Annotated in this window: 26 protein-coding genes and 1 pseudogene; 17 read left to right on the plus strand and 10 right to left on the minus strand. The window is 70.0% G+C overall.

What is annotated here, in order from left to right; all coding sequences use genetic code 11:
* Window positions 1-12 precede the first annotated feature (12 nt).
* Entirely contained in the window at window positions 13-1104 is a 1092-nt protein-coding gene (locus tag ACZ7LU_RS37870; RefSeq protein WP_471919374.1) for a helix-turn-helix domain-containing protein, read from the minus strand.
* A 187-nt stretch (window positions 1105-1291) separates the two neighbouring features.
* On the opposite strand from ACZ7LU_RS37870, the gene ACZ7LU_RS37875 reads away from it, so the two are divergent.
* The gene (locus tag ACZ7LU_RS37875) at window positions 1292-1675 is read left to right on the plus strand and encodes a hypothetical protein (protein WP_471919375.1); all 384 of its coding nucleotides are present in this window, start codon (window positions 1292-1294) and stop codon (window positions 1673-1675) included.
* 220 nt (window positions 1676-1895) lie between these two features.
* Here the strand turns inward: ACZ7LU_RS37875 and ACZ7LU_RS37880 are convergent, their stop codons facing one another.
* On the minus strand, window positions 1896-2399 hold the full coding sequence (locus tag ACZ7LU_RS37880) for a MarR family winged helix-turn-helix transcriptional regulator (RefSeq protein WP_471919376.1): 504 nt from the start codon (window positions 2397-2399) through the stop codon (window positions 1896-1898).
* Between the two features lie 133 nt (window positions 2400-2532).
* Here ACZ7LU_RS37880 and ACZ7LU_RS37885 point away from each other — a divergent pair, with 133 nt between their 5' ends.
* The 3 genes from ACZ7LU_RS37885 to ACZ7LU_RS37895 are packed head-to-tail and all read left to right on the plus strand — an operon-like array spanning window position 2533 to window position 5586.
* Window positions 2533-4017: an MFS transporter gene (locus ACZ7LU_RS37885; RefSeq protein WP_471919377.1), complete on the plus strand. Its 1485-nt coding sequence runs from the start codon at window positions 2533-2535 to the stop codon at window positions 4015-4017.
* A 10-nt stretch (window positions 4018-4027) separates the two neighbouring features.
* On the plus strand, window positions 4028-5122 hold the full coding sequence (locus tag ACZ7LU_RS37890) for an LLM class flavin-dependent oxidoreductase (RefSeq protein WP_471919378.1): 1095 nt from the start codon (window positions 4028-4030) through the stop codon (window positions 5120-5122).
* Window positions 5029-5586, plus strand: coding sequence for a hemerythrin domain-containing protein (locus ACZ7LU_RS37895; protein ID WP_471919379.1), 558 nt, complete (start codon window positions 5029-5031; stop codon window positions 5584-5586). Before ACZ7LU_RS37890 ends, ACZ7LU_RS37895 begins: the two co-directional genes overlap by 94 nt.
* A gap of 67 nt (window positions 5587-5653) precedes the next feature.
* On the opposite strand, the gene ACZ7LU_RS37900 is transcribed toward ACZ7LU_RS37895, so the two are convergent.
* Window positions 5654-6796, minus strand: a complete 1143-nt coding sequence (locus ACZ7LU_RS37900) for an ATP-binding cassette domain-containing protein (protein WP_471919380.1) — start codon at window positions 6794-6796, stop codon at window positions 5654-5656.
* 1263 nt (window positions 6797-8059) lie between these two features.
* On the opposite strand from ACZ7LU_RS37900, the gene ACZ7LU_RS37905 reads away from it, so the two are divergent.
* The gene (locus ACZ7LU_RS37905; RefSeq protein ID WP_471919381.1) at window positions 8060-8920 is read left to right on the plus strand and encodes an SDR family NAD(P)-dependent oxidoreductase; all 861 of its coding nucleotides are present in this window, start codon (window positions 8060-8062) and stop codon (window positions 8918-8920) included.
* Window positions 8921-9412: 492 nt separating this feature from the next.
* Here ACZ7LU_RS37905 and ACZ7LU_RS37910 read toward each other — a convergent pair whose 3' ends face one another.
* Window positions 9413-10924, minus strand: coding sequence for an MFS transporter (locus ACZ7LU_RS37910; RefSeq protein ID WP_471919382.1), 1512 nt, complete (start codon window positions 10922-10924; stop codon window positions 9413-9415).
* Window positions 10925-11035: 111 nt separating this feature from the next.
* On the opposite strand from ACZ7LU_RS37910, the gene ACZ7LU_RS37915 reads away from it, so the two are divergent.
* The 5 genes from ACZ7LU_RS37915 to ACZ7LU_RS37935 all read left to right on the plus strand — a co-directional run bounded on the left by ACZ7LU_RS37915 (window position 11036) and on the right by ACZ7LU_RS37935 (window position 16465).
* The gene (locus ACZ7LU_RS37915) at window positions 11036-11425 is read left to right on the plus strand and encodes a winged helix-turn-helix transcriptional regulator (RefSeq protein WP_471919383.1); all 390 of its coding nucleotides are present in this window, start codon (window positions 11036-11038) and stop codon (window positions 11423-11425) included.
* 753 nt (window positions 11426-12178) lie between these two features.
* Window positions 12179-12385, plus strand: a complete 207-nt coding sequence (locus ACZ7LU_RS37920) for a hypothetical protein (RefSeq protein WP_468316219.1) — start codon at window positions 12179-12181, stop codon at window positions 12383-12385.
* A 617-nt stretch (window positions 12386-13002) separates the two neighbouring features.
* Window positions 13003-13683, plus strand: coding sequence for an ABC transporter ATP-binding protein (locus tag ACZ7LU_RS37925; RefSeq protein ID WP_471151697.1), 681 nt, complete (start codon window positions 13003-13005; stop codon window positions 13681-13683).
* The gene (locus tag ACZ7LU_RS37930) at window positions 13680-16079 is read left to right on the plus strand and encodes an FtsX-like permease family protein (RefSeq protein ID WP_471919384.1); all 2400 of its coding nucleotides are present in this window, start codon (window positions 13680-13682) and stop codon (window positions 16077-16079) included. Before ACZ7LU_RS37925 ends, ACZ7LU_RS37930 begins: the two co-directional genes overlap by 4 nt.
* 14 nt (window positions 16080-16093) lie before the next feature.
* On the plus strand, window positions 16094-16465 hold the full coding sequence (locus ACZ7LU_RS37935) for a putative quinol monooxygenase (protein ID WP_471919385.1): 372 nt from the start codon (window positions 16094-16096) through the stop codon (window positions 16463-16465).
* Here ACZ7LU_RS37935 and ACZ7LU_RS37940 read toward each other — a convergent pair.
* Together ACZ7LU_RS37940 and ACZ7LU_RS37945 are read right to left on the minus strand one after the other, a co-directional pair.
* A pseudogene (locus ACZ7LU_RS37940) lies at window positions 16394-16604 on the minus strand (NAD(P)-dependent oxidoreductase); the annotation flags it as partial. The gene ACZ7LU_RS37935 and the pseudogene ACZ7LU_RS37940 overlap by 72 nt on opposite strands.
* A 112-nt stretch (window positions 16605-16716) precedes the next feature.
* Complete coding sequence (locus tag ACZ7LU_RS37945) at window positions 16717-17199, minus strand: GNAT family N-acetyltransferase (RefSeq protein ID WP_471919386.1); 483 nt, start codon at window positions 17197-17199, stop codon at window positions 16717-16719.
* Window positions 17200-17486: 287 nt separating this feature from the next.
* On the opposite strand from ACZ7LU_RS37945, the gene ACZ7LU_RS37950 reads away from it, so the two are divergent.
* Together ACZ7LU_RS37950 and ACZ7LU_RS37955 are read left to right on the plus strand one after the other, a co-directional pair.
* Entirely contained in the window at window positions 17487-18218 is a 732-nt protein-coding gene (locus ACZ7LU_RS37950) for an alpha/beta fold hydrolase (RefSeq protein ID WP_471919387.1), read from the plus strand.
* Window positions 18219-18371: 153 nt separating this feature from the next.
* On the plus strand, window positions 18372-18512 hold the full coding sequence (locus ACZ7LU_RS37955; RefSeq protein ID WP_471919388.1) for a hypothetical protein: 141 nt from the start codon (window positions 18372-18374) through the stop codon (window positions 18510-18512).
* Between the two features lie 63 nt (window positions 18513-18575).
* On the opposite strand, the gene ACZ7LU_RS37960 is transcribed toward ACZ7LU_RS37955, so the two are convergent.
* On the minus strand, window positions 18576-18857 hold the full coding sequence (locus tag ACZ7LU_RS37960) for a hypothetical protein (RefSeq protein ID WP_471919389.1): 282 nt from the start codon (window positions 18855-18857) through the stop codon (window positions 18576-18578).
* Window positions 18858-18992: 135 nt separating this feature from the next.
* Between ACZ7LU_RS37960 and ACZ7LU_RS37965 the strand changes: the two genes are divergently transcribed.
* Window positions 18993-19613 (plus strand): RICIN domain-containing protein, encoded by a 621-nt coding sequence (locus ACZ7LU_RS37965; RefSeq protein WP_471919390.1) that lies wholly within the window; start codon window positions 18993-18995, stop codon window positions 19611-19613.
* Window positions 19614-19925: 312 nt separating this feature from the next.
* On the opposite strand, the gene ACZ7LU_RS37970 is transcribed toward ACZ7LU_RS37965, so the two are convergent.
* Window positions 19926-20426 carry a MarR family winged helix-turn-helix transcriptional regulator gene (locus ACZ7LU_RS37970; protein ID WP_471919391.1) on the minus strand — a complete coding sequence of 167 codons (501 nt, stop codon included), beginning with the start codon at window positions 20424-20426 and terminating at the stop codon, window positions 19926-19928.
* A gap of 91 nt (window positions 20427-20517) precedes the next feature.
* On the opposite strand from ACZ7LU_RS37970, the gene ACZ7LU_RS37975 reads away from it, so the two are divergent.
* Window positions 20518-20967: an SgcJ/EcaC family oxidoreductase gene (locus ACZ7LU_RS37975; RefSeq protein ID WP_471919392.1), complete on the plus strand. Its 450-nt coding sequence runs from the start codon at window positions 20518-20520 to the stop codon at window positions 20965-20967.
* A gap of 390 nt (window positions 20968-21357) precedes the next feature.
* On the opposite strand, the gene ACZ7LU_RS37980 is transcribed toward ACZ7LU_RS37975, so the two are convergent.
* Complete coding sequence (locus tag ACZ7LU_RS37980) at window positions 21358-21702, minus strand: ArsR/SmtB family transcription factor (RefSeq protein ID WP_398310401.1); 345 nt, start codon at window positions 21700-21702, stop codon at window positions 21358-21360.
* Window positions 21703-21790: 88 nt separating this feature from the next.
* Between ACZ7LU_RS37980 and ACZ7LU_RS37985 the strand changes: the two genes are divergently transcribed.
* From ACZ7LU_RS37985 to ACZ7LU_RS37995, 3 genes are all read left to right on the plus strand, one after another.
* Window positions 21791-22768: a quinone oxidoreductase family protein gene (locus ACZ7LU_RS37985; RefSeq protein WP_471919393.1), complete on the plus strand. Its 978-nt coding sequence runs from the start codon at window positions 21791-21793 to the stop codon at window positions 22766-22768.
* Between the two features lie 87 nt (window positions 22769-22855).
* The gene (locus ACZ7LU_RS37990) at window positions 22856-23839 is read left to right on the plus strand and encodes an EamA family transporter (RefSeq protein WP_471919394.1); all 984 of its coding nucleotides are present in this window, start codon (window positions 22856-22858) and stop codon (window positions 23837-23839) included.
* Window positions 23840-23969: 130 nt separating this feature from the next.
* Entirely contained in the window at window positions 23970-24347 is a 378-nt protein-coding gene (locus ACZ7LU_RS37995) for a hypothetical protein (RefSeq protein ID WP_471919395.1), read from the plus strand.
* A gap of 702 nt (window positions 24348-25049) precedes the next feature.
* Here the strand turns inward: ACZ7LU_RS37995 and ACZ7LU_RS38000 are convergent.
* Entirely contained in the window at window positions 25050-25499 is a 450-nt protein-coding gene (locus ACZ7LU_RS38000) for an SRPBCC family protein (protein WP_398310390.1), read from the minus strand.
* Window positions 25500-25541: the final 42 nt, after the last annotated feature.

Below are 25541 nucleotides of genomic sequence, written 5' to 3' on the forward strand. Positions count from 1 at the left end.
AACGCTGTGCGTTCACTGTGGACCGTGGCGGGCCGTGGATCGTCGGCAACGAGCGCACGCTTCCTGGGCATTCAGCGCACGCGCCCGTGCCCGGGCCGCCGCCCGTACCTCGCTCGGCGGGACTCCGTACGCCTTGCGGAAGGCGCGGCCGAAGTCCGCGGGGTGGCGGAAGCCCCAGTGCGCGGCCGTCGCGGCGAGGGTGCGGTGGCCCAGTGCCGGGTCGGTCAGGTCCGCGTGGCAGCGTTCCAGGCGCAGGCGCCTGATCATGGCGCCCACGGTCTCCGGCTCGTGCCGGAACAGCAGGTGGAGGCTGCGCAGGGAGATGTGGTGGTGGGCGGCGATCGCTGCGGGGAGCAGTTCCGGGTCGCCCAGGTTGTGCTCGATGAACAGCTTGATCCGGGCGCGCAGGACGGCCTTGCGCGTCTCCGGGGACAGCGTGTCCTGGGCGCCGAGCCGCCCCGCTAGGACGGTCGCGGCCAGATCGGCGCCGATCGCGCCGAGCCGGGCCAACTCCGCCGGATCGCAGGCGCGGGCGGCCGCCGGGAACCCGCCCAGGTACGCGCCGAGCAGTGCCGCTGACCCCGCCCCGGGCCGGGTGGACAGCGACTCGGCCAGCAGCCGGTCCGCCCGGCCACCGGCCAGCGGCAGCGCCGACCGCGCCAGCCGCAGCAGCGTCAGCCGGGTCTGCCGGCCCTGGTCGAGGAAGTCGCTGACGAGCGGAGCCGAAGTGGAGAACAGGGCCATGTCACCGGCTTCGAGGCAAGCCACGCTGCCGGCCTGTTCCAGCCGGACGGGGCTTCCCCGGACGAGGACCAGGTAGTACTCCTCCGGATCGTGGCGCCGGATCTGCAGGGGTGAACGGCGCGCGGTCATCGGGGAGAAGGCGAAGGCCGCCACCTGGCTGTGCGGCATCCCCACGGCCTCCACGCTGCCTCTGAAGCGGGCCGCGTGCGGGCTGCGGATCGTCACCGGCATGACCTCGTCGCCGACCATGTCGGACCACCAGCCGAACCGCTCCGCCGCCGGGACCACATCGGTGTTCGCAGAGACCACGGGCCCTTCCGCGCCGTCGTCGGCCTGCCGCGTCTCATTGATGATGGACATTCAATGATGCTCGCGGCAGGGTGCGGACCCGGAAAGCTGACCGCCGGTCAGGAGGCGTCGGTTTTTCTCCTTTCCGGCCGCAGTAGTCGCAGCAGCCGCGGCAACCGCGAAGACATCAACTGAGCCGTACGCGCAGCTGGTCCGTGAGCGGACCGCGGCCGATGGACGCCCCGCGGTGCTGCTGTACGTGGGGGACTGGGATGGATCGGGCGAGGGCGTCGAGCGGGGCTGGGTGGCGCGCGCCGGGTGTTGGTCGGGGGTGGAGCGGGTGTTGCTGACGCGGGACCAGGTCGAGGAGTACGGGCTGCCGCCCACGGCGGGTAAGGCCGCCGATCCGCGCTGGGCGGCGTGGGCCCGGTGCCACGGCTACGACCGCCGGCGCCCGGTGCGGCGGGAGGTCGAGGTGCTGGATGCGGCCGAGTTGCAGCGCTTGGTCCTCGCGGCGGTGGAGCGGCACGTCGACCGCCAAGCGCCCGCGGTGGTGGCGGCTGAGGAGGCGCGGCAGTGTGCCGCGCTGTCGGCGTTCGTGTCCGGGTGGGCCGGACCGGGGCGCCTGGTGGCGGGGCGATGACCATGGCCGGGCCCTCCTCACCAGCCCACCGCGTGCTGCGCCCAGAACCGCGCCCCTCGTACAGGCCCTCTACACCCGGCTGGACCACCCCACCGAACCCGCCCCAGCCCCACCGGTTCGCCGGCCCCGGCGCGCAGCTCGGCGTCCCCTTCTTTCCAGGACGGCAACGCCCGCGCCGGCACGTCTTCCTCGTCCACTGACTGGTGCACGGGTTGTGCTGTCAGGGCGCGAGGTCGCCGGAGTGCCGGTCGTCGGCGGCCAGGACGCGCCGCAGCAGGTCGGACAGGGCGGCGCGCTCATGGGGCGCCAGGCAGCCGAGGAACTGGTCCTGCGAGCGCTGCGCCACCTCGAACAGGTGGCGCTGGAGCCGCTCGCCCTCGGACGTGAGGGCGACGAGTTGCCGGCGGCGGTCGACGGGGTCGCGGGTGCGCCGGACGTAGCCGCGGCCCTCGATGGTGTCGAGGTAGCCCACGAGGTGACTGCGGTTGAGCCCCAGCCGGTCGGCCAGCTCGTGCTGGGGGAGGGAGCCGAAGTCGGCGAGGGCGGTGAGGGCCGCGAAGTGCGGCAGCCGCAGATCCGCCTCGGCGACGGCCGAGATCAGTACGTCGTGCCCGATCCGGGAGACGTGGCTGATCAGGTATGAGGGCAGTTCGAGCAGGCTCGGCGGGCGGCCCCGGCCGTCGTTGCCGCAGGCGTCCGCGTCCTTCGCTTCCCTCGTGTCCATGGGCCCCAGCATAGCCGACTGCATCACTGGACGTAATCATGTCGTCTTGTAATGATTTCTCGGTGACATTACGTTGCCGTGCGCTCGGTGCCGGCCACAGGACCGCTCCCCCCGCATTCCGAAGGACCTCGCCATGACCGATGCCAACACCTCGAAAGCCTCCCCGGCGGCGCCGGAACCCGCCCCCGCCACCGGCGGCGGGGCGGCCGCCTTCACCGCGCTGCTGCTCGCGGTGCTCTCCTTCTCCCTGATGCAGACGATGGTCGTGCCCGCCCTGCCCGACCTGCAGCAGGAGTTCGACACGAGCACGACGAACATCTCCTGGGTGCTCAGTTCGTTCCTGCTCACGGCCTCCGTCGCAACCGCCCTGCTGGGCCGCATCGGCGACATGTTCGGCAAGCGCCGGGTGCTGATCGCCAGCCTCACCGTGTTCGCCGTCGGCACCCTGCTCGCCGCCCTGTCGACGTCCATCGGAATGCTGATCCTCGCGCGCGCCGTGCAGGGCGTCGGCTCCGCCGCCTTCCCGCTCGCCTTCGGGATCGTGCGCGACCAGTTCCCGCGCGAGCGGGTGCCTGTCGCCATCAGCCTGATCAGCTCCACGTTCGGCATCGGTTTCGGCGTCGGACTCGTCATCCCCGGGCCGATCGTGGACGCCCTGAGCTGGGAGTGGATCTTCTGGCTCGGACTGATCGTGATCGTCCTCGGCATCCTCGCGGTCGCCGTGTTCATCAAGGAGTCCCCGAACCGCTCGCCCGGCCGCATCGACTGGGCCGGCGTCTTCCTCCTGAGCGGCGCCGTCGTCGCCCTGCTGCTCGCCATCAGCGAGGGCAAGTCCTGGGGCTGGGGCTCGGTCTGTGTCGTCGGCCTCTTCGTGGCCGCCGTGGTCCTCAGCGTGGTGTTCGTGGTCGTGGAGCGGCGGATCAGGGAACCGCTGATCGACATCGACCTGCTGCGCCGCCCCGCCGTCGCCACCTCCCACCTGACCGCGCTCATCATCGGTTTCGGCATGTACGGCGCGTTCACCCTGGTGCCGCTGCTCGCGCAGACGCCGTCCGAGGTGGGCTACGGCTTCGGTGCCTCGGTCACCGAGGCCGGGCTGTTCATGGTGCCGATGGCGGCCACCATGCTGTTCGCGAGCCCGCTGGCCGCCCGCATGGGCGCGGCCGTAGGTTTCAAGCCGCCCCTGGTACTCGCCTGCCTGGTCGGCGTGGTGGGCTTCGTCGTCTACGCCGCCGCACACGACACCGAGTGGGCCATGTACGCCGGTTCCGGTGTGCTCGGCATCGGCGTGGGCTTCGCCTTTGCCGCGCTCGCCAACCTCGTGGTGGGCGCCGTGGACCCGCGGCAGGTCGGGGAGGCGACCGGCATCAACACCATCATGCGGACCATCGGCGGTTCCCTCGGCGCGCAGATCGCCGCGTCGATCGTGGCCTCCGAGACCGTACCGGGCACACCCGTGCCGGCCGAGTCCGGCTACACGACCGCGTTCGTCATGTCGGCCGTCGCCCTCGGCGTGGCCACCCTCGCCGCCCTCGCCGGACCCGGTGCCCTGCGTAAGGGAACCGCACCTGCCTCCGGTGCCGCGGCGCCCAAGCCCAGCGGCTCCGCCGCCCGCTGAGGAGCGCCGCATGCCCGACTACGGTCACGAACTCCTCTTCGGCTCCGTCCTGACGCCCGTGGCCGACCGGCCCGGCGAGGTCGTTGCGGCGGCCCGAATCGCCGACGCGGCCGGCCTGGACCTGGTATCCATACCCGACCACCCCTACCAGCCCGGGTTCCTCGACGCCTGGGCGACCCTCGCGGTGATCGCTGCCGCCACGTCGCGGATACGGGTGCTGCCCAACGTGGCGAACCTGCCGCTGCGTCCACCCGCGGCCTTGGCCCGCACCGCGGCAAGCCTCGACCTGCTCAGCGGCGGGCGGGTCGAACTCGGCCTGGGCGCCGGGGCGTACTGGGACTCCATCACCGCCGAAGGCGGCCCCCACCGCACTCCCGGTGAGGCCCTCGCCGCGACCCGGGAGGCCATCGAGATCCTCCGCGCCCTGTGGACCGGCGGCGCACGGGTCCACTTCGAGGGCAAGCACTACAAGCTGGCCGGCGCGGCCTCCGGGCCCGCACCGGCCCACCCGATCTCCGTCTGGCTCGGCGCGGTGGGCCCCCGGATGCTGCGCCTGGCCGGGGCCGCCGCCGACGGCTGGCTGCCCAGCGTGCCGCACGTGCCGCCGCCGCGGCTCGCCCGGGGGCAGCTGATCATCGACGAGGCCGCCGAGGAGGCCGGGCGGAAACCGGAGCAGGTCCGCCGCCTCTACAACCTCTCCCCGGGCCCGGGCGGCTTCCCGCAGGGCACGCCGGGCGACTGGCCCGAGCAGTTGGCACAGCTCACCTTCGAGGTGGGCACCAGCGCCTATCTGCTGCCCTCGGGGCACCCGGAACTGATCCGGACGTTCGCCGAGGAGGTGGCCCCGGCCACCCGGGAACTCGTCGCCGCGGCCCGCACCCGGGGCGACGAGCCGCGCATGTCCCGGGCGGCGGCCGGCGTACGCGCCACGTCGGGGACGGCGGCCGCCGGACACCCGTTCTCCGTGCAACCGACCCCCGACACGGGCCTGCGGCACAGCGCCGAGCGCCTGTGGGACGAGGCGGCCCGGCCGGCCGGACCGGACCGGACCGGGACCCGCAGCGGCGTTTCACCCCGGCCCAGGAGGAACCCGCGCGCAATCTGATCGCCGCCCACGACCAGCTGCGCGAGGACCTGACACAGCTGCGGGACATCGTCGACCAGGTGCTCGCCGAGACACTCGCCCCGGGCGAGGCCCGCTCCGAGCTGCAGGCACTGAGCCTGCGTCAGAACGCCTGGGCGCTGGGTGCGTACTGCGCCTCGTACTGCCGGATCACCACCGCCCACCACATGAGGGAGGATCAGGACCTCTTCCTCCACCTGCGCGGTAACGACCCCTCCCTCGGGCCGGTGCTGGACCGGCTGACCGAGGAACACCATGCCATCCACGGCCTCATCGAGCGCATCGACCAGGAACTGGTCGCGTCGGTGACCGAGACCGGCGACGGGTCCGGCCGCACGGGGTTGCGCGCGGCGGTCGATCTGCTCACCGACGCGCTGCTGTCCCACCTCGCCTACGAGGAGCGGGAGTTGATCGAACCGATGGCGCGGTTCGGTACGGGCTGGTAGGGCGCGGAAGAGGGGGCGGGGTTCGTCCAGGGGACGGGGCCCGCCCCCTCTTGCGGCTTCTGCGGAGCTACCCCCGGCCGCCCGCCACGGCGGCCAGCAGTTCCTGGGTGTACGGGTGCGAAGGCGCGCGCAGGACGTCCGCCGCAGGCCCTGTCTCGACGACACGGCCCGCGCGCAGGACCGCGACCCGGTCGCTGACCTGGCCGACGACGGCCAGGTCGTGGGAGATGAAGAGATAGCTCAGGGCATGCCGTTCCTGCAGGCCGAGCAGGAGCTCCAGGACCCTGGCCTGCACGGTGACAACGAGCGCGGAGACCGGCTCGTCGCACACCAGCAGTTCGGGCCCCAAGGCCAGGGCGCGGGCGATGGCGACGCGCTGGCGCTGCCCGCCGGACAGCTCGGCCGCCTTGTGCCCGGCGAGCCGCTCGGGCAGCGCCACGTCGTCCAGGAGGCGGCGCACCGCGGCGGCGCGTTCGGCCCGGTCGCCGACGCGGTGGTTGTGCAGCGGCTCGGCGATGAGATCCGCGACGGAGAAACGGGGGTTCAGGGAGGCGTAGGGGTTCTGGTAGATGAGCTGCATCCGGCGGTGCAGCCGGCGGCGGGCCGCGCCGCGCAGCGCGGTGACGTCCTGTCCGCCGAGTCGCACCGTGCCGTGGTCCGGGCGGTCCAGGCCCAGCACGAGGCGGGCTGTGGTCGACTTGCCCGATCCGGATTCGCCGACCAGGCCGAGGGTTTCGCCGCGGCCGATGTCGAAGCTCACGCCGTCGAGTGCGACGCGGCGGGGCCGGCCGAGAGAGCCGGGCCCGCGCGCGGAGAAGATCCGGGTGAGGTCGCGCACCCGCAGCAGCGCGTCCGTGCCTGCGTCCTCGCCCGCGCTCCCGGCGGCGCCCGCCCGGGCCCGGGGGCGGGCCGTCAGGCGCGGCGCGTCCGCGAGCAGGGCGCGGGTGTACGGGTCGGCGGGCGCCGTCAGGACCCGCCGGACGGGTCCCGACTCGACGACACTTGCCCGGGCCATCACGACGACCTCGTCGGCCCGGTCGGCGACCACGCCGAGGTCATGGGTGATCAGCAGCATCGCGGTGCCGGTGGAGCGCACGAGATCCTGCAGGTGGTCGAGGATGCGGCGCTGCACGGTGACGTCGAGCGCGGAGGTGGGCTCGTCGGCGACGAGCAGGCGTGGACGGGCGGCGGTCGCCAGGGCGATCAGCACGCATTGGCGCATGCCGCCGGAGAGCTCGTGCGGTACTGCCGGGCGCGCTGCACGGGGAACGGGGGTCCGGGCGGTACTGACGTTCAGACTCTCCGCCGCTGTGGCCACGGGTAGCCGAGCTGCCTGGCGTATTCCGGCGATCCGCCGCAGACCTCGGCTGTCTCACGTGGGTCACCCGCCACAAGTTGTTCAACCAGTCTCTCGGCCTGCACTTCAGGGGCGGCCGCGGGAGACATCAAGCACCATCCGGAACTGCCGCCACGGGCGGTTCTCTCTGATGGCCGAACGGCCTGGATGGAAGAGAAAGAGGTTGATCTGGTCGGGCTCCCACAGCCAGGTGGAGACACCGCCGAGTTCACATCCCCACTGTACGAGCCACTCGGTGTGCTTACTGAGCTCCAGCTCCAACAGCCGCGCAACAGTGCGCGCTGTCCACTCCCAGCTATGGTCCGCGACCGCTCGCTCGATCTCTGCCTGGTATTCCTTGCATCGAACCAGAACTCAGGCAGGTCAACGCCGTTCTCGTCGGAGTTGCGCCACTCGCTCCAGATCACATGGTCGCCGTCACGTCGGATGGTCACGTAGAGAGCGCCGCAGCACCCCTCGGTGCGTGATGCCTCGGCCAGTCGCACCTCGTGCGGCTCAGCACCAGCCGTAAGAGGACCCTCCGGGAGCAGGAGAAATTTGGGATCTTCGCCCGGACCTTCTGTGAACACCTCCGCCAGGATGTCCTCACCGTCGACCAGCGGCCGGACTTCCACGATTGCGCCCCTCTGCGGAAGATTAGAAACGGCAACGTGGAGGGTGAGGCAACGCTTCTTGTCAGTCACCGAATGATTGTCGGACTTGGGGCATCGGAGAGTCGCACCATTATTCACGGATGACCTTCGTCGACTGAACCACTGGTGACGACACGGTCACCGGTTCAGCTGGGCCATCAACTCCCGGTTCGCGGCCGCGCTAGCACCTCTTCGTCACTGGCCCGGTCGATCGGCTCGTACAGCTCGGGGGCCCGTTGCCGGGCCTTGGCGTCGTAGCGCAAAGTCGCCGCCTTCGTCCCCGCCCTCCACCACGTCCTGACCGCCGAACACACCGCCGACATCACCTAATCAGCGAACTCGCCGCCCCACACATCACCCGCTGCACCATCGTCAGCGACATGACCAGCCACTGACATGTTCGAACAAGAGCGGGTCATCCGGACTCGACAGTGCTGCATATGATCGAACCGCACGTTGTCAACAGGTGAGGAGCCCAACGTTCATGACTGGTCGGCGAGTTGTTGTCGTCACTGGCGGGGGAACGGGCATCGGTGCCGCGACGGCCCGGTTGCTGCGGGCCGACGGACACGAGGTCGTGATCGCTGGCCGGAGACCGCAGCCGCTGCAGCAAGTCGCTGCCGAGACCGGAGCGCTGGCCCATCCTGCCGACGTCGCGGATCCCGAGGCCGTGCGTGAACTCGTCGAGACGACGGTGAAGACCTACGGGAGACTCGACGGCATAGTGCTCAACGCCGGAATCGGACGAGGCGGCGCGGTAGGCGACACAGAGGTCGAGGACTGGGAAGAGCTGATACGGACCAACCTCACTGGCCCGTTCTTGTTGCTGCGCGCCGCGCTACCGCATCTGCTGGAAAGCCGCGGTGCGGTGGTAGCGGTCGCCTCGGTTGCCGCACTCCGTAACAGTGTCGGCAACGCCGCCTATGCAACGTCCAAGGCGGCCTTGCTCCACCTGTGCCGTTCCCTCGCCGTCGACTATGGCCCGCGGGGGCTGCGGGCCAATTCGGTGTGCCCGGGCTGGGTGCGTACAGAGATGGCCGACCAGCGGATGGCGCGGTTCGCGGCAGAGGCGGGACTGGCAGGCGGCGTTGAGGCGGCTTACATGGAGGCGAACCAGTTGACTCCCGCCCGGCGGCCGGGCGATCCAGAGGAGGTCGCAGAGGCGATCAACTGGCTGCTCTCACCCGCCGCTTCCTACGTCAACGGGGCCGTCCTCACCGTCGACGGCGGGGCGACCACGGTCGGCGTCGGGGGCGCTGTCTTCGACCACCGAATCGAGGAGCGTCCCGCGCCCGTTACGGGCTCTCGGAAAGACCCGCTTCCAGGGCTCCAGCAAGAGACCTGATGCGCCCGCGGCAACTCCAGCCGTCAGCGAGTGATCACGAGTGCCCTGGCCGCAGCCTTCCTCGCCCTGCCCCTCCACGGCGTCTCCGGCTGCGGCCGCCGACGCGGGCGGCCTGGTTGCGCTTCCGATGGCGCTGAAGCAGGCGGTCGCCGCTCTGCCCACGGCCGCGGAGAAAGGGGAGGGATACCAGCGCTCTTGCATCCAGCGCTGAACTGATGACGACCGTGACGAGTGTGACACCTGTGAGGAGGTCCTCCTCGCCGAGTCCCGCACCACCCCGACCACCGGCCCGGGCCGCAAGGTCACTGCAGGGGAGTGGTTCTCCTACTACAGAGCTGAAGGTGGGGGAGTAGCAGGCTACGTCCGGCCCAGCACCCATCGAACACTCTTCGTACGGTTTTAGTAGGTAACAGTGCGTGAACTTTACGAGGAAGGTGCTCGCGCAGGCCCGGGCACGGTGATCCAGCCCCGTGCCCTTACCCGCGCTCCCGCTCACCGGGGATCGTGCTTGCCGCCGGGCACGCGCAACGCTCTCCAGGCCAAGGCGCTCAGCAGCGCGAGGGCAGCAGCGGCACTTCCGGTCGCTACCGCGAAACCGGTGTCGAAGGCGTGCTCCGCACTGTTCAGCAGCCCATCACCGACCTTTCCCCCGACGCGCGCGGCCACTTCGGCCGCGGCCCCCACCGAACTGCGCGCGGTCTCCCACTGCTGCGCCGAGGCGCCGGCCACTGGATCGAAGTCGGAGCGGTAGGCCAGGGAGAGCACGGTCCCGAAGAAGGAGAGTCCCAGCCCCGCCCCCAGAGAGAAGGCGGTCTCCTGAACGGCTCCGGCCTCACCGGTACGCTCGGGCCTCGCCGCACCCAGGATGGAGTCCGACCCCAACGTCATGACCGTCCCGGAGCCGAGCCCCACGACGACCAGGGCCGCGTAGTTGCCCGTGGCGCCGAACACCGCGAACGCCGCCAACGCCAGCGCGCACAGCAGCAGTCCGCCGCACAAGCCACGATGGTGACCGAACCGCGCCGCGAAGCGCGGCGCCAGGGCCGCACCGACGGCATTGGCGACCGCCAGCGGCACCAGCGCCAGCCCCGCCCTCAAAGGCGAGTAGCCGTCCACGAGTTGGAAGCGCTGGGTGAGCAGGAACAACAGCGCGGTGTACGCCCCGTAACACCCCATGATGCACAGCGCCGACACAGAGAAGCGACGGTCGGCGAACTGCGTGACGTCCAGCAGCGGATCAGCGATCCGGCGCTGCCGTACGACGAAACCGACCAGCAGCACCGCTCCGACGAGCCCGACCCCCCAGACCGCCGACGACACCCCGTCATGCTCTCCCAACTGCTGAAAGGCAAACACCACGGCAGCCAGTCCGGCGGCCGACAGCACGGCACTGACCGCGTCCCACCGGTGCGGGCGGGGGTTGCGCGACTCCGGGACCAGCAGGGCGCCGCCGGCCAGGGCAAGCACCACGACCGGCACATTGACCAGGAAGACCGAACCCCACCAGAAGTGCTCGACCAGCACACCGCCCAACAGCGGGCCCACCGACACTCCCACGCTGTTCGCGGCGGTCCACAGGCCGACGGCCAGCGCCCGTTCGCGGCTGTCGGGAAAGACGGCCCTGATGATCGCCGGCGTACTCGCCATGATCATCGCGCCCCCGACACCGAGGGCCGCCCGAGCGGCGATCAGCTGCACCGGCGTGACGGACAGCATGGCACCCACCGACGCGAGGCCGAAGACCGCGAAGCCACCCATCAGCATCCGCTTGCGCCCGAACCGGTCCCCGAGCGTCCCGCAGGTGATCAGCCCGGCAGCGACGGTAAGCGCATAGCTGTCGACGATCCAAAGGAGTTCGGCCCCGCTCGGCAGGAGCTCTCTGGAGATCGTCGGAACGGCCACATGCAGCACCGTCAGGTCCATCCCGACCATGAGCAGGCTGGCACACAGCACACCCAGGGCTGCCCACCGGTGCGGCGTCGTCCGTTCAGTCCCTGTCAGCACACAACCACTGTGTGCTGTATGAAACTTGCGACACAAGTACGGTCTTGAATGTGCATCGGTGCCCTTCCGGCCCCATAGTGTCGTTCGGTATACCTGCTTACAGTGTTGGCCATGAGGCGAGTACGTGAGCGCGTGGACGAGATGGCCGACTGGTGCAACACCGAGGTCGTCCTGTCGGTCGTCGGCGGGAAGTGGAAGCTGCTGATCCTCAGGTATCTCCTGTCAGGAACGCACCGATTCGGCGAACTCCAACGCAATATGCCGACAGTCACTCACCGGATGCTCGCCCGGCAGCTCCGGGAATTGGAGGACGACGGCCTCGTGTCACGAACGGTTTACCCCGAAGTCCCTCCACGGGTGGAGTATTCACTCACCGAGGCCGGGGAAAGTCTGCGAGAGACGATCGACCAGCTTGAAAGGTGGGGGAGCTGGTACCGAGACCACTTGAAGACCGTGGCACGGGAACCCGACCCAGCGGTTGCTGACACGCACTCACGTTAAATCGACGGTATCCGCTGTGGTGCTCGAGTCAGTTCGACTGCGGCATACTGCGCACTGGCGAGGAGCGCCAAGCCAGCCGGGGCCATACCCACGAGCACGGACCACTGACGGCCTCATGCCCGGCGTCAGCTGAGGAACCGCCACGCGTGGCATCACAAGACAGCGGCCGTCTACAACAAGACCTGCCGCTCTTCGGCTTTGAGACTGCACAGTGCCCAAAGCCCGTACAGAGCCGGCAGCGGTTTGATGCTCATCCACTCGCCAAGGTGATAGTCGTCTGTGCGCACCAGCCTCTCTGCAAGGTCAGGGCTCTGCCGCGTAAGTACGCCCAGGCCTTGAGAGCATGAGCCAGGGCTCGCGGTGCGCGGCGCATGAGGGGGTGCATGGAGCCACGTTGCCCCCGGCATTTGAACGGTTTCGCGTGCGTCTCCTCTCGGCCGGGCAGCACAAAGCCCGCGCGGAGAGGGCCGGGCGGCAGTGTTGTGTTGCTTGCGTCCCTACCGCGGTAGTTGTACGTGTTCGGGTCGTCAACCGTGTGCGGTAGGCACGGTTCAACCTGCTGCGGGATTCGGTGGGGGGAGGGCGGGATCTACGCTCCTGTCGTTCGGTTGGTGATCCATCGGGGGAGGACTTATGCGGAGGACGATTGTCGGGATGGTGGCCGCTGGTGCTGTGGCCGGGGTGCTCGGGCTGGCGGGTCCCGCGTCTGCGAGCTCTGTGTCCGTGGGCTCAGCAGCGGTGGGTGCCTCGGAAATGTCTGCGCAGGGCACGGCCCCTGCGTGTATTAAGCGGACCGTCGCGCCGGGGTACGCCAAACTGAAGAACAACTGCGGCCGACACATGCGGGTCAAGGTGATCATCAAGGCTGGTCCGGACTCCCCGTGCTACCCGATGCGGCCGGGAGGAACCGTCCACGATGTGTGGACCGTGGGCTGGTACGACCGCACGGTGACCTGCTAGCCACACACGACGACGCCCCCGCGCCGGAGTCCGGGCGGGGGCGTTGTCATGCCTGGCTGACCAAACCTGGATCGCGGGGCCCGCTTTGACGACGCACAAGCGGCCGTGGCCATGGCGCATTTGGAGTGCGCCCGTCGGCTTGGACGGTGTCTTGATTGGCTGCGGCTCGTTGCTCCTGGCCTGGGCATAGTTGAGCAGCTAGGGCCGCATGAATGGTGGGAGATCTTCCAGGACGTCGCGCCGGAGCCGCCGGCCCGCCGGAGGACGGGCCGGACCGCCAGGCCCGGCGGGAGTCACCTCCCGGCGGGCGGAGCCCCCGGCTCGGGCCGGCCCCCCAGGCCAGGGCTGGACCTCCACCTCAAGCCCTGCCCCCAAGTCCCAAGCCCCGCCCCCCAAGACGGTCGAAGCCCCCCGCCCCGGCGGAGAGCCCGGGCAGCTATACAAGCCAGCTATACAAGCCAGCTATACAAGCCAGCTATACAAGCCAGGTATACATGCCGGGTATACATGCCATGTAGAGTGCGCCGCATGTCAAGCAGTCGCGCCCGCACCGCACTTCTGGGGGCGGGAGAGTTCACCGTCGCCCGTCTCGGCCCGCTCGCCACGAAGATCCGTCCATGAACGCCCCCATCCTGACCGCCACCCGCCTGCGCAAGGCCTACGGCTCGACCAACGCCCTGGATGGCGCCGACTTCAGCATCCGGCCGGGCGAGATCGTCGCCGTCATGGGTCCGTCGGGCTCCGGAAAGTCGACGCTCCTGCACTGCCTCGCCGGCATCGTCCTGCCCGACGCCGGCCGGGTCACGTACAAGGGCCGGGCCATGTCGACGCTGTCGGACGCCGGACGCAGCAGGCTGCGTCGGAGCGAGTTCGGGTTCCTCTTCCAATTCGGGCAGCTGGTGCCCGAACTGACGTGTCTGCAGAACGTGGCGCTGCCGCTGTGGCTGAACGGCACCCCCCGCAAGGACGCCATGCGCCGAGCCCTCGCATGGCTGGAGCGCCTGGAGATCGACCACCTCTCCCGCAGGCGTCCCGGAGAGATATCCGGCGGCCAGGGTCAGCGGGTCGCCCTCGCCCGCGCCCTCGTTGCGGAGCCCCGCGTCCTGTTCGCCGACGAACCGACCGGCGCCCTGGACTCCCTCACCGGCGAACTCGTCCTCGGGCTGCTGACCGAAGCCGCCCATGACACGGGCGCGGCCGTCGTCCTGGTCACCCACGAGGCGCGGGTCGCCGCCCACTCCGACCGCGAGATCGTCGTACGCGACGGCAGGTCCCGGGACATGGAGCGCACCGCGTGAGGGGCGGCCACAGCACCCGCGACCGCCTGAAGCGCCGGCGCGCGGCCCGGGGCGAGGCCCGCACCAGCCCGGCGGCCTGGGCACGCGACCTCGCGTTCGGCGCCTGGTTCGCGGTGAGCGGCGGACGCCCGGCCTGGACCCGCACGCTGCTGACCGCCGTCGGCGTCGGCCTGGGCGTGGCCCTGCTGCTCCTCGCCTCCGCCGTTCCGGCCGTGCTGAGCGCCCGGGACGACCGCGGCGCGGCCCGCAACGACTTCGTGTACGGCACGCCGATGCGACCGACCGACGAGACGGTCGTCACCGGCGGAGCGAACACCACCTACCGGGGCCAGGACATCTACGGGCGGCTCGTCCGGCCGGACGGCGACAGGCCGGTCCTGCCGCCGGGCCTGGACGAACTGCCCGCCCCTGGCGAGATGGTCGTCTCCCCCGAACTCGAGAAGCTGCTCCACTCCGCCGAGGGCGCCCTGCTCAAGAAGCGTCTGGACCATCGCGTCACCGGCACCATCGGCGAGGCGGGACTGCTCGGCCCACACGAACTGGCCTACTACGCGGGGGCGGACGACCTGACCCCGAAGGGCGACAACCCGACGCGGACCGACCACTTCGGCGGCCCGAGCCCCTCCGAGGGACTCGACTCGTTCCTCATGCTGCTGCTCGTCATCGCCATCGTGGTGCTGCTGATGCCGGTGGCGGTGCTCATCGCCGGGGCCGTCCGCTTCGGGGGCGAGCGCCGCGACCGGCGGCTGGCAGCGCTGCGCCTCGTCGGCTCGGACACCGCGACGATCCGGCGCATCGCGGCCGGTGAGGCCCTGGTGGGCGCGCTGACAGGACTCGCCGTGGGCCTCGGGCTCTTCGCGGGCGGACGGCGGCTCGTCGGCACGGTCGAACTGTGGCGGATCAGCGTCTTCGCCTCCGACGTGGCCCCGGACCCGGTGCTCGCCGCGCTGATCGTGGCCGGCGTGCCGGTCCTCGCCGTCGCCGTCACGTTGTTCGCGCTGCGCACCGTCGCCGTCGAACCGCTCGGCGTCGTACGGCACGCCGGTACGGTCAAGCGGCGGCTGTGGTGGCGGCTGCTGCTGCCGGCCGCCGGGGTGGCGCTGCTCTTCCCGATGATCGACGGCCTTGATCCGCAGACCCGGGTCAACGAACCGAAGATCGCGGTGGGCGCGATGCTGCTCCTCGCGGGGGTCACGGCGCTGCTGCCCTGGGCGATGGAGGCCGTCGTCGGACGGCTGCGGGGCGGTCCGCTGTCGCTGCAACTCGCCGGCCGGCGCCTGCAGGCGGACAGCGGCACGGCCGCACGCATGGTCAGCGGCATCACCCTCGCGGTGGCCGGGGCGATCGCCGTGCACATGCTGTTCTCGGGCCTGGAGAGCCGGTACACGCACACCACCGGCCGCAGCCCGGTCCGCGGCGAGCTGCGGATCACCGGGGCGTACGAGGGTGAGAACCGGCAGCGCGAGGACCTGGCCGCCCTGCGGGCCACGCCCGGCGTGACATCCGCCCTGACCTACACGCTCGGCCATGCCGCCGAGCCCGGCAGCGACGCGCCCGGAGCCTTCGTGATCGTCGGTGACTGCGCGAGCCTGCGGCAGGTCGTCGAGGCCCCAGGCTGCCGGCCCGGCAGTGTCTACACCGTCGCCGACGAGTTGGGCGAGGACCCCCTGAAGGGCGGCTCGTACACCCCCGACCCGGGTGAACAGGTCGACCTGGCCGCCTCGGAGGAGGGTTCCCCGAAGGCCGCGCCCAAGCTGTGGACCGTCCCTGCCACCGCCCGTGCCACACAGGTGGTGCCGGACCCGGCGGGGTCCTTCACGACCGGCGTCTTCGCCACGCCCGAGGCGATCAGGACCCGCGACCTGGCGGACGCCGGCACGGAACTGCTGGTGAAGCTGGACCCTGCCGACCGCGACGCGGCCGAGCGAGTCCGCAACACCGCCGCGCGGATCGACCCCTTGCTCGAGGTCCAAGAGAACGTGGAGAACGAACAGGCACCGGAGTTCAGGAACATCAAGCGCGGCCTGTTCATCGGTGCGACCGTCACGCTGCTGCTGATCGGCGCGAGCATGCTCGTGATCATGCTGGACCAGCTCCGTGAGCGGAGGAAGCTGCTCGCGGTGCTCGTCGCCTTCGGCACCCCGCGCTCGACGCTCGGCCTGTCGGTGCTGTGGCAGACCGCGCTGCCGGTCCTGCTCGGCCTGGCCCTGGCCGTCGTCGGCGGCCTGGGTCTCGGCTCGATGCTGCTGAAGATGGCAGGCCTGCCGCTCGCGGTGGCCTGGGCCAGCATTGCGGGGATGGCCGGGATCGGTGGCGGAGTCGTCCTGCTGGTCACGCTGCTGAGCCTGCCGGCGATGTGGCGCATGATGCGTCCCGACGGCCTGCGCGACGAATGAGACGAATAAGACGAATGACCGGACGTTCGAACGCTCGCTCACGCCACCCGGCGGACAACGACAGCCCGTCGATGCCTGCGCCGGGCACACGTGAGCGGCTCGACGCCCTGGCCCGCATGCGCCCGCTGTGCCTTGCCGAGGACGGCTGTGTCAGTTGGGAGGCGTACCACTCGCACGAGGATCCGGCCCGGTTCGTCCTGGTCGAGCGCTGGGCGACTCGGGGCCACTGGGAGACCCACGATGCCGGCGAAGCCATCCAGAAGATCTATCTGCCCGAGATCATGCCGCGCATCGAGCGTGAGGTGCACCCGAGCACTCCGGCGGCGTTGGGCGAAGCGGGGCAGTTCCACCTCGTCGACCAGGGCGAGGGCGGCATCCTCCGCTGAGATGCGGCTGCTGCGGCCGGCGGCGCCGGATCACTTGGTCGCCGCCGATCCGGAAACGGCCGGTGCGCTCGCCGGGAGCGATCTCCTCGGCAGGGCTGAAGTAGGTCCAGAGGCGGTTGGATGTGCGCAGGACGTTCAGGCGTCCCGGGCGCCGTGTGCCGCGGCCGCCCCCCGCCCTGCAGCCTGCCTGACCACAAAACGCGATCTGCTGACTGGGGTGGGCCGCGGTCCTGCGGCCCACCCAGGGCCGGTCAGAGTTGGCGGAAGTACACCGCCGTCGGCAGCTTGACGCAGCCGAGGCTCTCGTACAGGCTGCGGGCCGGCGCATGGAAGGCGTCACCGCCTGTGCCGATCTCGACCATCTTCGCGCCGAGACTGCGCAGCTCGCTGAAGGCGTGCTGGCACAGCCTGGTGCCGACGTGGTCGCGACGGTGGTCCTCTGCGACGACGAGGACCTCGATCCTGCCGTGTCCGCGGAGCGGGTCTGCCTGCCAGCCGACGTAGCCGACGATGACGCTGTCGGTCTCTGCGACGGCCACGTACTTGTTCTGCTCCGGGTCGTGCAGGCCAGGCACCTGCTGGCGGTAGTCGTCGCGCCAGTTGCCGTGCTGGATGTCGAAGACGGCGTCGCCTACCAGTGGGCGGAACGACCCTTCGTAGAACGCCTGGAAGGTTTCGATGGTCAGCTGGGTCAGGCGTGCCAGGTCGCTCTGAGCGAACTCTCGAATGAGCATGAAGCGTGCCTCGCAAAACTGAGGGAGGGGAGAGGGGGACACCTGTGGCCCGCTCGCGGCATGTCGTGGCGGCGGGCCGACCCTCAGCGGCGAGTACGCCAGGAAGCGAAGCACTGCATGCGAGCGACGCTAACGGCGAGCACGTGCTCCTGCCAGAGGTCTTACTCGCAACGTGCAGGTCTAAGGATGGGGCCTGAGCGTCCTCACTGGCCGGCACCTCCGCGCCTCAGCGCCGGGATGGCCCGCCGGTAGAGTCGGCCCGAGGAGAGCGCTGATCTGGGGGACTCATGACGGCAACGGGTGCACCGCCCATCGTCTTCGTACACGGGACGCGGTTCAACGCGGGACAGTGGAGCCCACAGCTCGCCGCACTCCAAGAGGACTTCCCGGTAGCCGCTGTTGACCTACCAGGCCACGGCGCCCGCTCGACTCAACCCTGGAGCCTGAACACGGCGACGGAGATCATCGCTTCCGCGGTGGACTCGCTCGACAGCGGACCGGCTCTGATCGTCGGGCACTCGCTCGGCGGATACGCCTCGCTGGAGTTCGCGCGGCGCTGCCCCGAGCAGCTGCGGGGGCTGGTCCTTGCTGGGGCCAGCGCCTCAACTCGTGGCCCATGGGCAACGCCGTATCGGTGGGTCGCCGGACTCGTCCCTCGCCTACCGGCGGACCGGCTGGCCCGGTGGAACGACCGGTTGCTGCGCCGGCTCTATCCACCCGAGGTGGTGGAGGCGACCATCCGCTCCGGCTACGCCTTCCACACCCTGCCGGCCGCCTGGGGCGAGGTGCTGGGCCGCTTCGACGCGAGTGCGATGCGTCATGTGGCGGCTCCCGTGCTCATCTTGAACGGCGAGAAGGACGCCGTCTTCCGGTCCGGCGAGAGGGACTTCGCCCGCGCGCATCCGCACGCCCGCGTCGAATTGATCCCGCGGGCAAGGCATCTCGCGAACTTCGACGACCCAGATGCCTTCACCGACGCTGTCCGCCGCTTCGCCCGCCAGCTACCTGTCCGCAGCTGAGCGCGCCAGAGTCGGGCCCACCTGGGCTGCCCGAGCCCAGCGGGACCGCGAATGCGCAGGCTGACAAATCGCGCGCCCACTGGTCAACTGCGGTACCCAGTCACGATCACAACAAGGCGAACGCTGCCTGATACGGCACTAGCTGAGCGGGGCGTGCCGTGGCCCCCGGAGAAGGGCTGGAAGGACGAGCTGATCGAGCGCCGGAAGGCCACGCGTCAGGACGGCGCACCGCCACCGCCCCAGCCCAGCCCGGCCCCAACCGACTTCGCACAGGACACGCTCGACTTCGGCTGACGAGACGAGAGCGGGGCCCGGACATGAACACCCTGCCCGGGTCCCGCCATCGCTCCCGGCTGCTCACCGGCTGAGGCGGACACGCGGCCCCCGCACGAACTCGAGGCCGTCCAGGAAGACGGTCTCCAACTCCTTCTCCCACTGGCCGCGCAGGAGGAATGGGGCAGTCTCCATTCGCCCCAGGATGACCAGGGTCTCGGGCTGTCCGATCAGCGCGTACCGGCCGTGCGAGGCGGGCCTGCTGCCCGGCCCGTGCGTGCGCAGCATCTCCTCCAGGCGGGCGCGGTGCCCGGGGCCGTCGAAGCACCGACAGGCATGGGCGGCTAGACGGATCGATCTCAGCACCACCAGCTCGGTGCGTGCCTGGCCGGACGCGTGAGCACTACCACCCAAGTTTACGAACAGCTACAACGAAGGTTTACTGACATTCCCACCCCTGGGTTGATTTGTACCGAGTCGAAGCTCCGTAGGTTCTCGTCCGTGAAATTCGCACCGGGGGGTCCGGCGCGAACGGACCGGAACACGGGGAGAAACATGCTGAGACTTCAGAGGGCTGGCATCGCCGCATCAGCGGTTCTTGCCGGACTGGCCGCCGCTGTCATGCCCGCTGGTACTGCTGCGGCCCAAGACACTCCTGTGGAGCGCCAGAGCGTGGGGCAGCAGTTCTCGGCTCAAGCCGGTGACGGCTGGGGCTACATGAAGTTTGCGCACTCCGGGAAGTGCGCCGACCTGCCGGGGTGGAACACCGGGAACGGCGTACAGCTCGATCAGTGGTCATGTGCTTCGCAGGGAAACCTCTGGTGGGGGTTCTACAGGGCCAGCGACGGCACAGTCCAGGTCAAGAACTACCACAGCCAGAAGTGCATGAACGTCAAGGGCGGCAGCACCGCCAACGGGGCCAAGGTCGTGCAGTGGCCGTGCAACGAGCAGGCGAACGGGCTGTGGTACGTGGAAGGGTTCTCGGACGGCACGTACCGGCTCAAGAACAAGAAGAGCGGGAAGTGCCTGAATGTTGAAGGCGCCAGCAGGGGCAACGGCGCCGACCTCATTCAGTGGTCGTGCAGCTCAGCCGCCAACAACCGCTTCGCATTCATCGACTGACCACCTGGCTGGGTGAAATCTCGTTTTGCTGCGTCATCGTTGATCCGGCGGCCGCCGGATCAACGATGACGCAGCGCGCTCTCCATCAAAGAACCCACGGCGGCCTCTGTTCGGGTGAGGTGTTGCGGTTCTATTGGGCACGCGGACCAGTTCGGCCAGCGTCACTTCGGTGGGGGACCAGCAGCGGTAGAAGGCGAGTTCGCCAGTGGTCCGGTTGCGGCGGATCAGTAGATGGCGGTGGGTTGCCAGTGCCGATGTGGACCCAGGCCAGGCGAGTGACGTCGTACCCTGCATCGGTCACAATCACGACCCTCACGGGCGGCGTGCCGCCGCACCTCCCTTGTGCTGACGGCGGCGTGCTGCTGCGTCCCTGATCTCTTCGGTGGCCACCCGGAATGCAGGGGCGGCGTGAGCGAAGTAGTCGAAGAGAACGGCGCGTTGGTCCGGCGTGTACCGACTGAGGACGTCGGTGATCTGGCGCCGGGCCGGCCCGACCACTCTTTCGACACGGTCGAGGGAGTCGGCCACCGGCTCGATGATGACCTTGCGCCGATCATCTGGATCGGCAGCCCGGCGGACGAATCCGGCTCGCTCCAGGCGGTCGATCAGGCGAGTGGTCGCCCCGGTGGTGAGACCGGCGCGTGCGGCCAGGTCTCCCGAGGTGAGCGTGCCTTCCAACGCGATCTGGCTGAGCGCATACCACTCGGAGGCGCTGAGCCCCACCGCTTCCGCCCCGGCCATGCCGTGGAGTCCCACAGCGTCGAGGTACTGACGGAAGACCACGTGCTCGTCCGCCGGCGTCAGGTCGGCCATGTCCCTGGATGCCCCTTGCCTAGATAGCTGCACACATGCAGATAATGTCTACCTGCAACATCTGCATCAGTGTAGCTACCGGGAGGATTTCATGCCCACCACGGACGACAGGAATGCCGTTACCGCGGTGATCGCCTCACTCGTCGACGCCTGGCGACGCCACGACGCCGACGCGTACGGTGCGCAGTTCACGCAGGACGCCACCTACGTCACCTTCGTCGGCACGCACTACCAGGGCCGCCGCGACATCATCGACAGCCACCGGACGCTGTTCGCCAAATTCCTCAAGGGCACACAACTCGCCGACGAGATCCTGGATATCCGCTTCTACGGTCCAGACACCGCAGTGATCACCGGCCGCGGCGACAGCTACAAGGGCAGCAAGCCGAAGAAGCTGACCAAGGTTCAGACCTACACCCTGGTCCGGGAGCAGGACGGCCAGTGGCGCGTAGCCGCCTTCCACAACACCAAGCGCAAGCCGCTCATGGAGGCCATCTCCTTCAAGGCCGCCCCCGCTCTCGTCCCGGCATCCCAGAAGTGACCGAGGAAGCTGCAGAAGCCCACATGGGCAGGCGTCGGCCCACCCGCACCGCGCTCCCCAACCAACTGCCCCATCACCGAAAGGTGTTGGCGTACGACTGCGAGCCGAAGCCGCGAACCACCGGGACCGGGATGCTCGCAGGGGCGAGCCGGCCGGTCAGTTGCCGGCGCAGGGTGTCCTTCTCCGCTCAACTTCCGTGAAGCGTGCTACCAGGCTTGCCGGAGGCGGGTGACGAACTGCCAGTCGCAGTCCGCGCACAGAGCCGGGTTGGGCCTTGCAGTGCCGTCCACGACCGGCCGACGACATCGAAACGCCACCGCTCCGCCGAACCGGCATGCTTCCATCGTCGATCAGAGCCACATCACCGCGCACGGGCAGGTCAGCCGCAGGTCAGTCCGCATCATCGGCGCGGAGCGTCAGGTCGAGAAGGCCGGGGAAGCGGGCATCGAACTCCTCGCGGCGCAGCCGGTTGAGCCTCTTGGGCCCCTGGTCGCGCTGCTCGACGAGTCCGGCGTCGCGCAGGACCGAGAAGTGGTGGCTCTTCGCGGCTCGGCCGACCGGCACGTCGAAGTTGCTGCAGCTGAGTGTCCAGTCCGGGTGGCTCGCGAGGTCGCGTACCAACTGGATGCGCACGGGGTCGGCGAGCGCGGACAGGGCCGTCAGCAGTGGCACATCGTCGGGGTGGGTGTGCACCGGTGACTGGCGGTGGCTTCTGCCCTCTGTGCGGTCCGTCACGACTCAGCCTCCCGCGCCCAGTGTTCGACGCTCATCATACAGTGCTAGTGTTCGCTTTCCGTTGAACACTCGCGGCAGGGGGCTGCGTATGCGTGCGGTTGAGTTACAGGAACACGGCGGCCCTGAGGTGCTGCGCATCGTGGAGGCTCCGGTGCCTGAGCCAGGTCCTGGCCAGGTGACGGTCGACGTGGTCTGGGCCGGGGTGAATTTCGCGGACGTCAAAGCGCGGGCGGCGGGTTACCGGGTGCCTGCGCTGCCCTACCGCCCCGGCCTGGAGGTGTCCGGGCGCATCCGGGCGGTCGGTGAGGACGTCGAGGGGTTGCGGACGGGACAGGAGGTCGCCGCTCTCGTCGACGGCGGCGGCTATGCCGAAGTGGTCCTCGCCGAAGCCGCGACGGTGTTCGTGCTGCCCGGCGGGATGGACTTGCGGACCGCGGCCACGCTCCCCATCGTGCTGCCGACCGCGCACGCACTGATCCACGAGGTGGGACGGCTGCGAGCCGGCGAGAGCGTGCTGGTGCACGGCGCGGCCGGGGGCATCGGCACGGTGGCGGGACAGTTGGCCCGGGCGGCGGGCGCCGGTGCCGTGTACGGGGTGGCCTCCACCGACGCCAAGGCCGCGTACGCCTTGGCGCACGGCTACGACGAAGTGTTCTCTCCCGCCGCTTTCGACAGGGACGTGCGCCGGGCAACCGGCGGCAAGGGCGTCGACCTGGTCCTCGACCCGGTGGGCGGCGACACGCTGCGCCGCGGCCTTGAGGCACTGTCCGTCTTCGGACGCATGGTGTCCTTCGGCAACGCCGGCGGGGCCGAACCCTGGCAGGCCGGCCAGAGCGAGCTGTATGCCCAAGGACGCTCCATCGGGGGCTTCTCCGTACTCGCGCTCGCCCAGTCGGCGCCCGACGCCCTGCACGCACTGACCGAGCGCGCTGTGCGCGCCGTCACCGACGGAAGGGTCACCCTGCCCGTCACCGCCGAATTCGACCTGGCCGACGCGGCAGGCGCACACCGCCTCGTCGGCGGGCGCGCCTCCACCGGCAAGCTCCTGCTGCGCGTCGCCGCCTGAACTCACGCCGTCGCAGGCCGGACAGCCGCCAGAAGCAACAGCCCGGGACGCATGCGCCGTCCCCGTCTCGAGGACACGGACATTCCCATGCAGTACTCCAGCCCGGCCCGGGGCGTTTCCGCCCTGGCCGAAAGGGCGCCCGCCCCTCTGCTCGTCCTGGCCGGTGTCAGCGGCATTCAGTTCGGTGCGGCCCTCGCCCCGCTCGCGTATCCCCAAGCAGGCGCCGCCGGGGTGGTCTTCCTGCGTCTGCTGATCGCCGGCGTGCTGTTGTGCCTGCTGTGGCGCCCCGGCCGTCACACTCTGACGGAGGCGAAGGGAGCCTGGAAGACGGTGCTCGCCGCCGGGACCCTCCTCGCCGGCCACCACATCGCCTTCTTCGAAGCCGTCGACCACATCCCGCTCGGCATCGTCGCCACGATCGAGTTCCTCGGCCCCTTCACCATCGCCCTGGTCGGCTCACGCCGGCTGATCGACCTGCTGCCGGCGTTCCTGGCGGCAGGCGGCGTCATCCTGCTCAGCGGCACGGGCACCGGCCCCCTTCCCCCGGCCGGCCTCGCGCTGGCGGCCGCAGCAGCATGCTGCTGGGCCGGATACATCCTCGCCTCCTCCCGCATGGCCACCCGACTGAGCGGCGGCCAGGGCCTGGCCGTGGCCATCAGCTGGGCAGCCCTGCTCAGCGCCCCCTACGGCATCGCCCACGCCGGCAGCGGCCTGCTCGACCCGGAAGTCCTGGGCATCGCGGCCATCGTGGCCATCGCCTCCAGCGTGCTGCCCTACACCCTCAACCTGGAGGCCCTGCGCCGTATCCCGCCCCGCGTCTTCAGCGTTCTCACCAGCCTGGAGCCCGCCGCGGGCGCCCTGTTCGGCCTGCTCATCCTCGGACAGCGTCTCGGCACGGCCCAGTGGCTCGGCATCGCCGCAGTCGCCGGCGCCTCCACCCTCACGACCCTCATGGGAACCCGAGGACGCAAGACCTCACAGGTCCACGCAGCACAGACCCGTACTCCCGACCAGGACATAGCTCCACCGAACCAGGCACCTCCGCAGCCGCTCGACAAATCAGCCACCTGAAGCGGCGTTCCGGCTGGACTGGACCCGGACCCGGGGCCAGGCCGTGGCGCTGTACGTGTGCTGCGAGAAGGACACCCTCCGGGCCCAAATCGACGCGTGGCTAGATGAGTTGGGGGGCCCGGCCCTGGCCGTGCGGAGGTTTTCGAGCGAGCCGTACGCACAGCTGGTCCGCGAGCGGACCGCAGCCGATGGACGCCCCACGGTGCTGCTGTACGTGGAGGAGTTGCCGCCCACGGCGAGTAAGGCCACCGACCCGCGGTGGGCGGCATGGGCGAGGCGCCACGGCTACGACCGCCGGCGCCCGGTGCAGTGGGAGGTCGAGGCACTGGATGCGGCCGAGCTGCAGCGCCTGGTCCTCGCCGCGGTGGAGCGGCACGTCGACCGCCAGGCGCTCGCGCAGGTGGTGGCTGAGGAGGCGCGGCAAGCGTGCCGCGCTGTCGGCCTTTGTGTCTGGGTGGCCCGGGGTGAGGGTGCCCGGAGGCGAGGGGCGGTGACCGTGGCCGCCTGAGTAGCCGGCGAGGGCCCGCTGAGTATTCGCGCTCATGTCGTGAACCGGTCGCCCGCCGGAGGCTGGGATCGTAAACGTCACCAGGAACGTCAAACCCCGTGATCTGGCCGACTGACCAGCCTGCCGATGCCTTTCCCTGTTCTTCTGGAGCTGGACGGCACTGATCGTGGTGGGTCCGGTCCTTCTCCTGGCCGTTCTATGCGTTGCCTGGGCACAGCCTTTGACGTCGGTGGTCCCCTGGTTGGAGGTGGCGGCGGTCCAGATCGGCCTGACTGCTGTCGTGCTGGCCCCTCTCTGCTTTGCTCCCGGCGTGTGCCGCCTCGCCCGCTCGGCCCGGTGGGCCCTGCTGGGTCCCCTGGCCGCAGTCATCGCCCTAGCCGTCCTCACAGTCCCACTGCGAGCCCCCGACTGACGTCAAAACAAACCGACATCGCAATGTCGGGCAGAACGCGACACCCGCACTCACCGCGAAACGACTCCTCAAGTGGCAGCAGCTGGAGGCCGACGGGCTCGGGAATGTTCACGAGAAATAACGTCAGCGCATGGGACGGCCCGCCGCCCGTGAGGGGACGCTGTTGGTCAATTCGGGCCCTGGTGCTCTGTCCCGTCGGGTTGCTGCTGGGTAGAGACGCATCGCGTCCGCCCCGGTCCACCGGCGGCGCGGGGCGATTGCGGTGGAGCACGGGTTACTGGCCCGGCCACTCAGTCGAAAGTGCTGGCCAGGTAGGCGTTGCGGATTCTGATGAGGCGGGACATATACCGGCGCAGGAGGAGTCTGTCGACGATGCGTCCGACAGGCTCCAGCGGTGAGGCGAAGTCGATGACGTCTCGCATGATGGTGCCGCCGGTGCCGTCCGGCTCGAAGTGGTGGGCGTGACGCCATCGCTTGAACGGTCCGGACTCCTGCTCGTCCACGAAACACCGGGGCCGGTCGTAGGAGGTGATGCGGGCCTTGAGCCGCCAGGTCAGACCGAGATGGCGAGCCTGGAAGGTCACCGTGTCACCGAGCGCCAGCTCGCCCCGGGTCCTGCCGCCAACCGCTCGCTCCGAAGAATCGGCCATCGAGCGGGTATGCGACTCCACGTCCAGGCATACCGCGAACACCTGGTCCGGGGGTGCGGCGACGGCTGTCACGACCTCGAAATGCTGCACAAGCTCACCCTAGACGCCGGGTATTCCGGGCCCTTGCCCGGG

The sequence above is a fragment of the Streptomyces sp. NPDC039462 genome, assembly GCF_055639375.1.

Coding starts and splice junctions, on each gene's coding strand:
- ACZ7LU_RS37870 (WP_471919374.1), bottom strand. CDS start 1,104: ATGTCCATCATCAATGAGACGCGGCAGGCCGACGACGGCGCGGAAGGG.
- ACZ7LU_RS37880 (WP_471919376.1), bottom strand. CDS start 2,399: ATGGACACGAGGGAAGCGAAGGACGCGGACGCCTGCGGCAACGACGGC.
- ACZ7LU_RS37885 (WP_471919377.1), top strand. CDS start 2,533: ATGACCGATGCCAACACCTCGAAAGCCTCCCCGGCGGCGCCGGAACCC.
- ACZ7LU_RS37890 (WP_471919378.1), top strand. CDS start 4,028: ATGCCCGACTACGGTCACGAACTCCTCTTCGGCTCCGTCCTGACGCCC.
- ACZ7LU_RS37905 (WP_471919381.1), top strand. CDS start 8,060: ATGACTGGTCGGCGAGTTGTTGTCGTCACTGGCGGGGGAACGGGCATC.
- ACZ7LU_RS37915 (WP_471919383.1), top strand. CDS start 11,036: ATGAGGCGAGTACGTGAGCGCGTGGACGAGATGGCCGACTGGTGCAAC.
- ACZ7LU_RS37920 (WP_468316219.1), top strand. CDS start 12,179: ATGTCTGCGCAGGGCACGGCCCCTGCGTGTATTAAGCGGACCGTCGCG.
- ACZ7LU_RS37925 (WP_471151697.1), top strand. CDS start 13,003: ATGAACGCCCCCATCCTGACCGCCACCCGCCTGCGCAAGGCCTACGGC.
- ACZ7LU_RS37935 (WP_471919385.1), top strand. CDS start 16,094: ATGACCGGACGTTCGAACGCTCGCTCACGCCACCCGGCGGACAACGAC.
- ACZ7LU_RS37945 (WP_471919386.1), bottom strand. CDS start 17,199: ATGCTCATTCGAGAGTTCGCTCAGAGCGACCTGGCACGCCTGACCCAG.
- ACZ7LU_RS37950 (WP_471919387.1), top strand. CDS start 17,487: ATGACGGCAACGGGTGCACCGCCCATCGTCTTCGTACACGGGACGCGG.
- ACZ7LU_RS37970 (WP_471919391.1), bottom strand. CDS start 20,426: ATGGCCGACCTGACGCCGGCGGACGAGCACGTGGTCTTCCGTCAGTAC.
- ACZ7LU_RS37975 (WP_471919392.1), top strand. CDS start 20,518: ATGCCCACCACGGACGACAGGAATGCCGTTACCGCGGTGATCGCCTCA.
- ACZ7LU_RS37985 (WP_471919393.1), top strand. CDS start 21,791: ATGCGTGCGGTTGAGTTACAGGAACACGGCGGCCCTGAGGTGCTGCGC.
- ACZ7LU_RS37990 (WP_471919394.1), top strand. CDS start 22,856: ATGCAGTACTCCAGCCCGGCCCGGGGCGTTTCCGCCCTGGCCGAAAGG.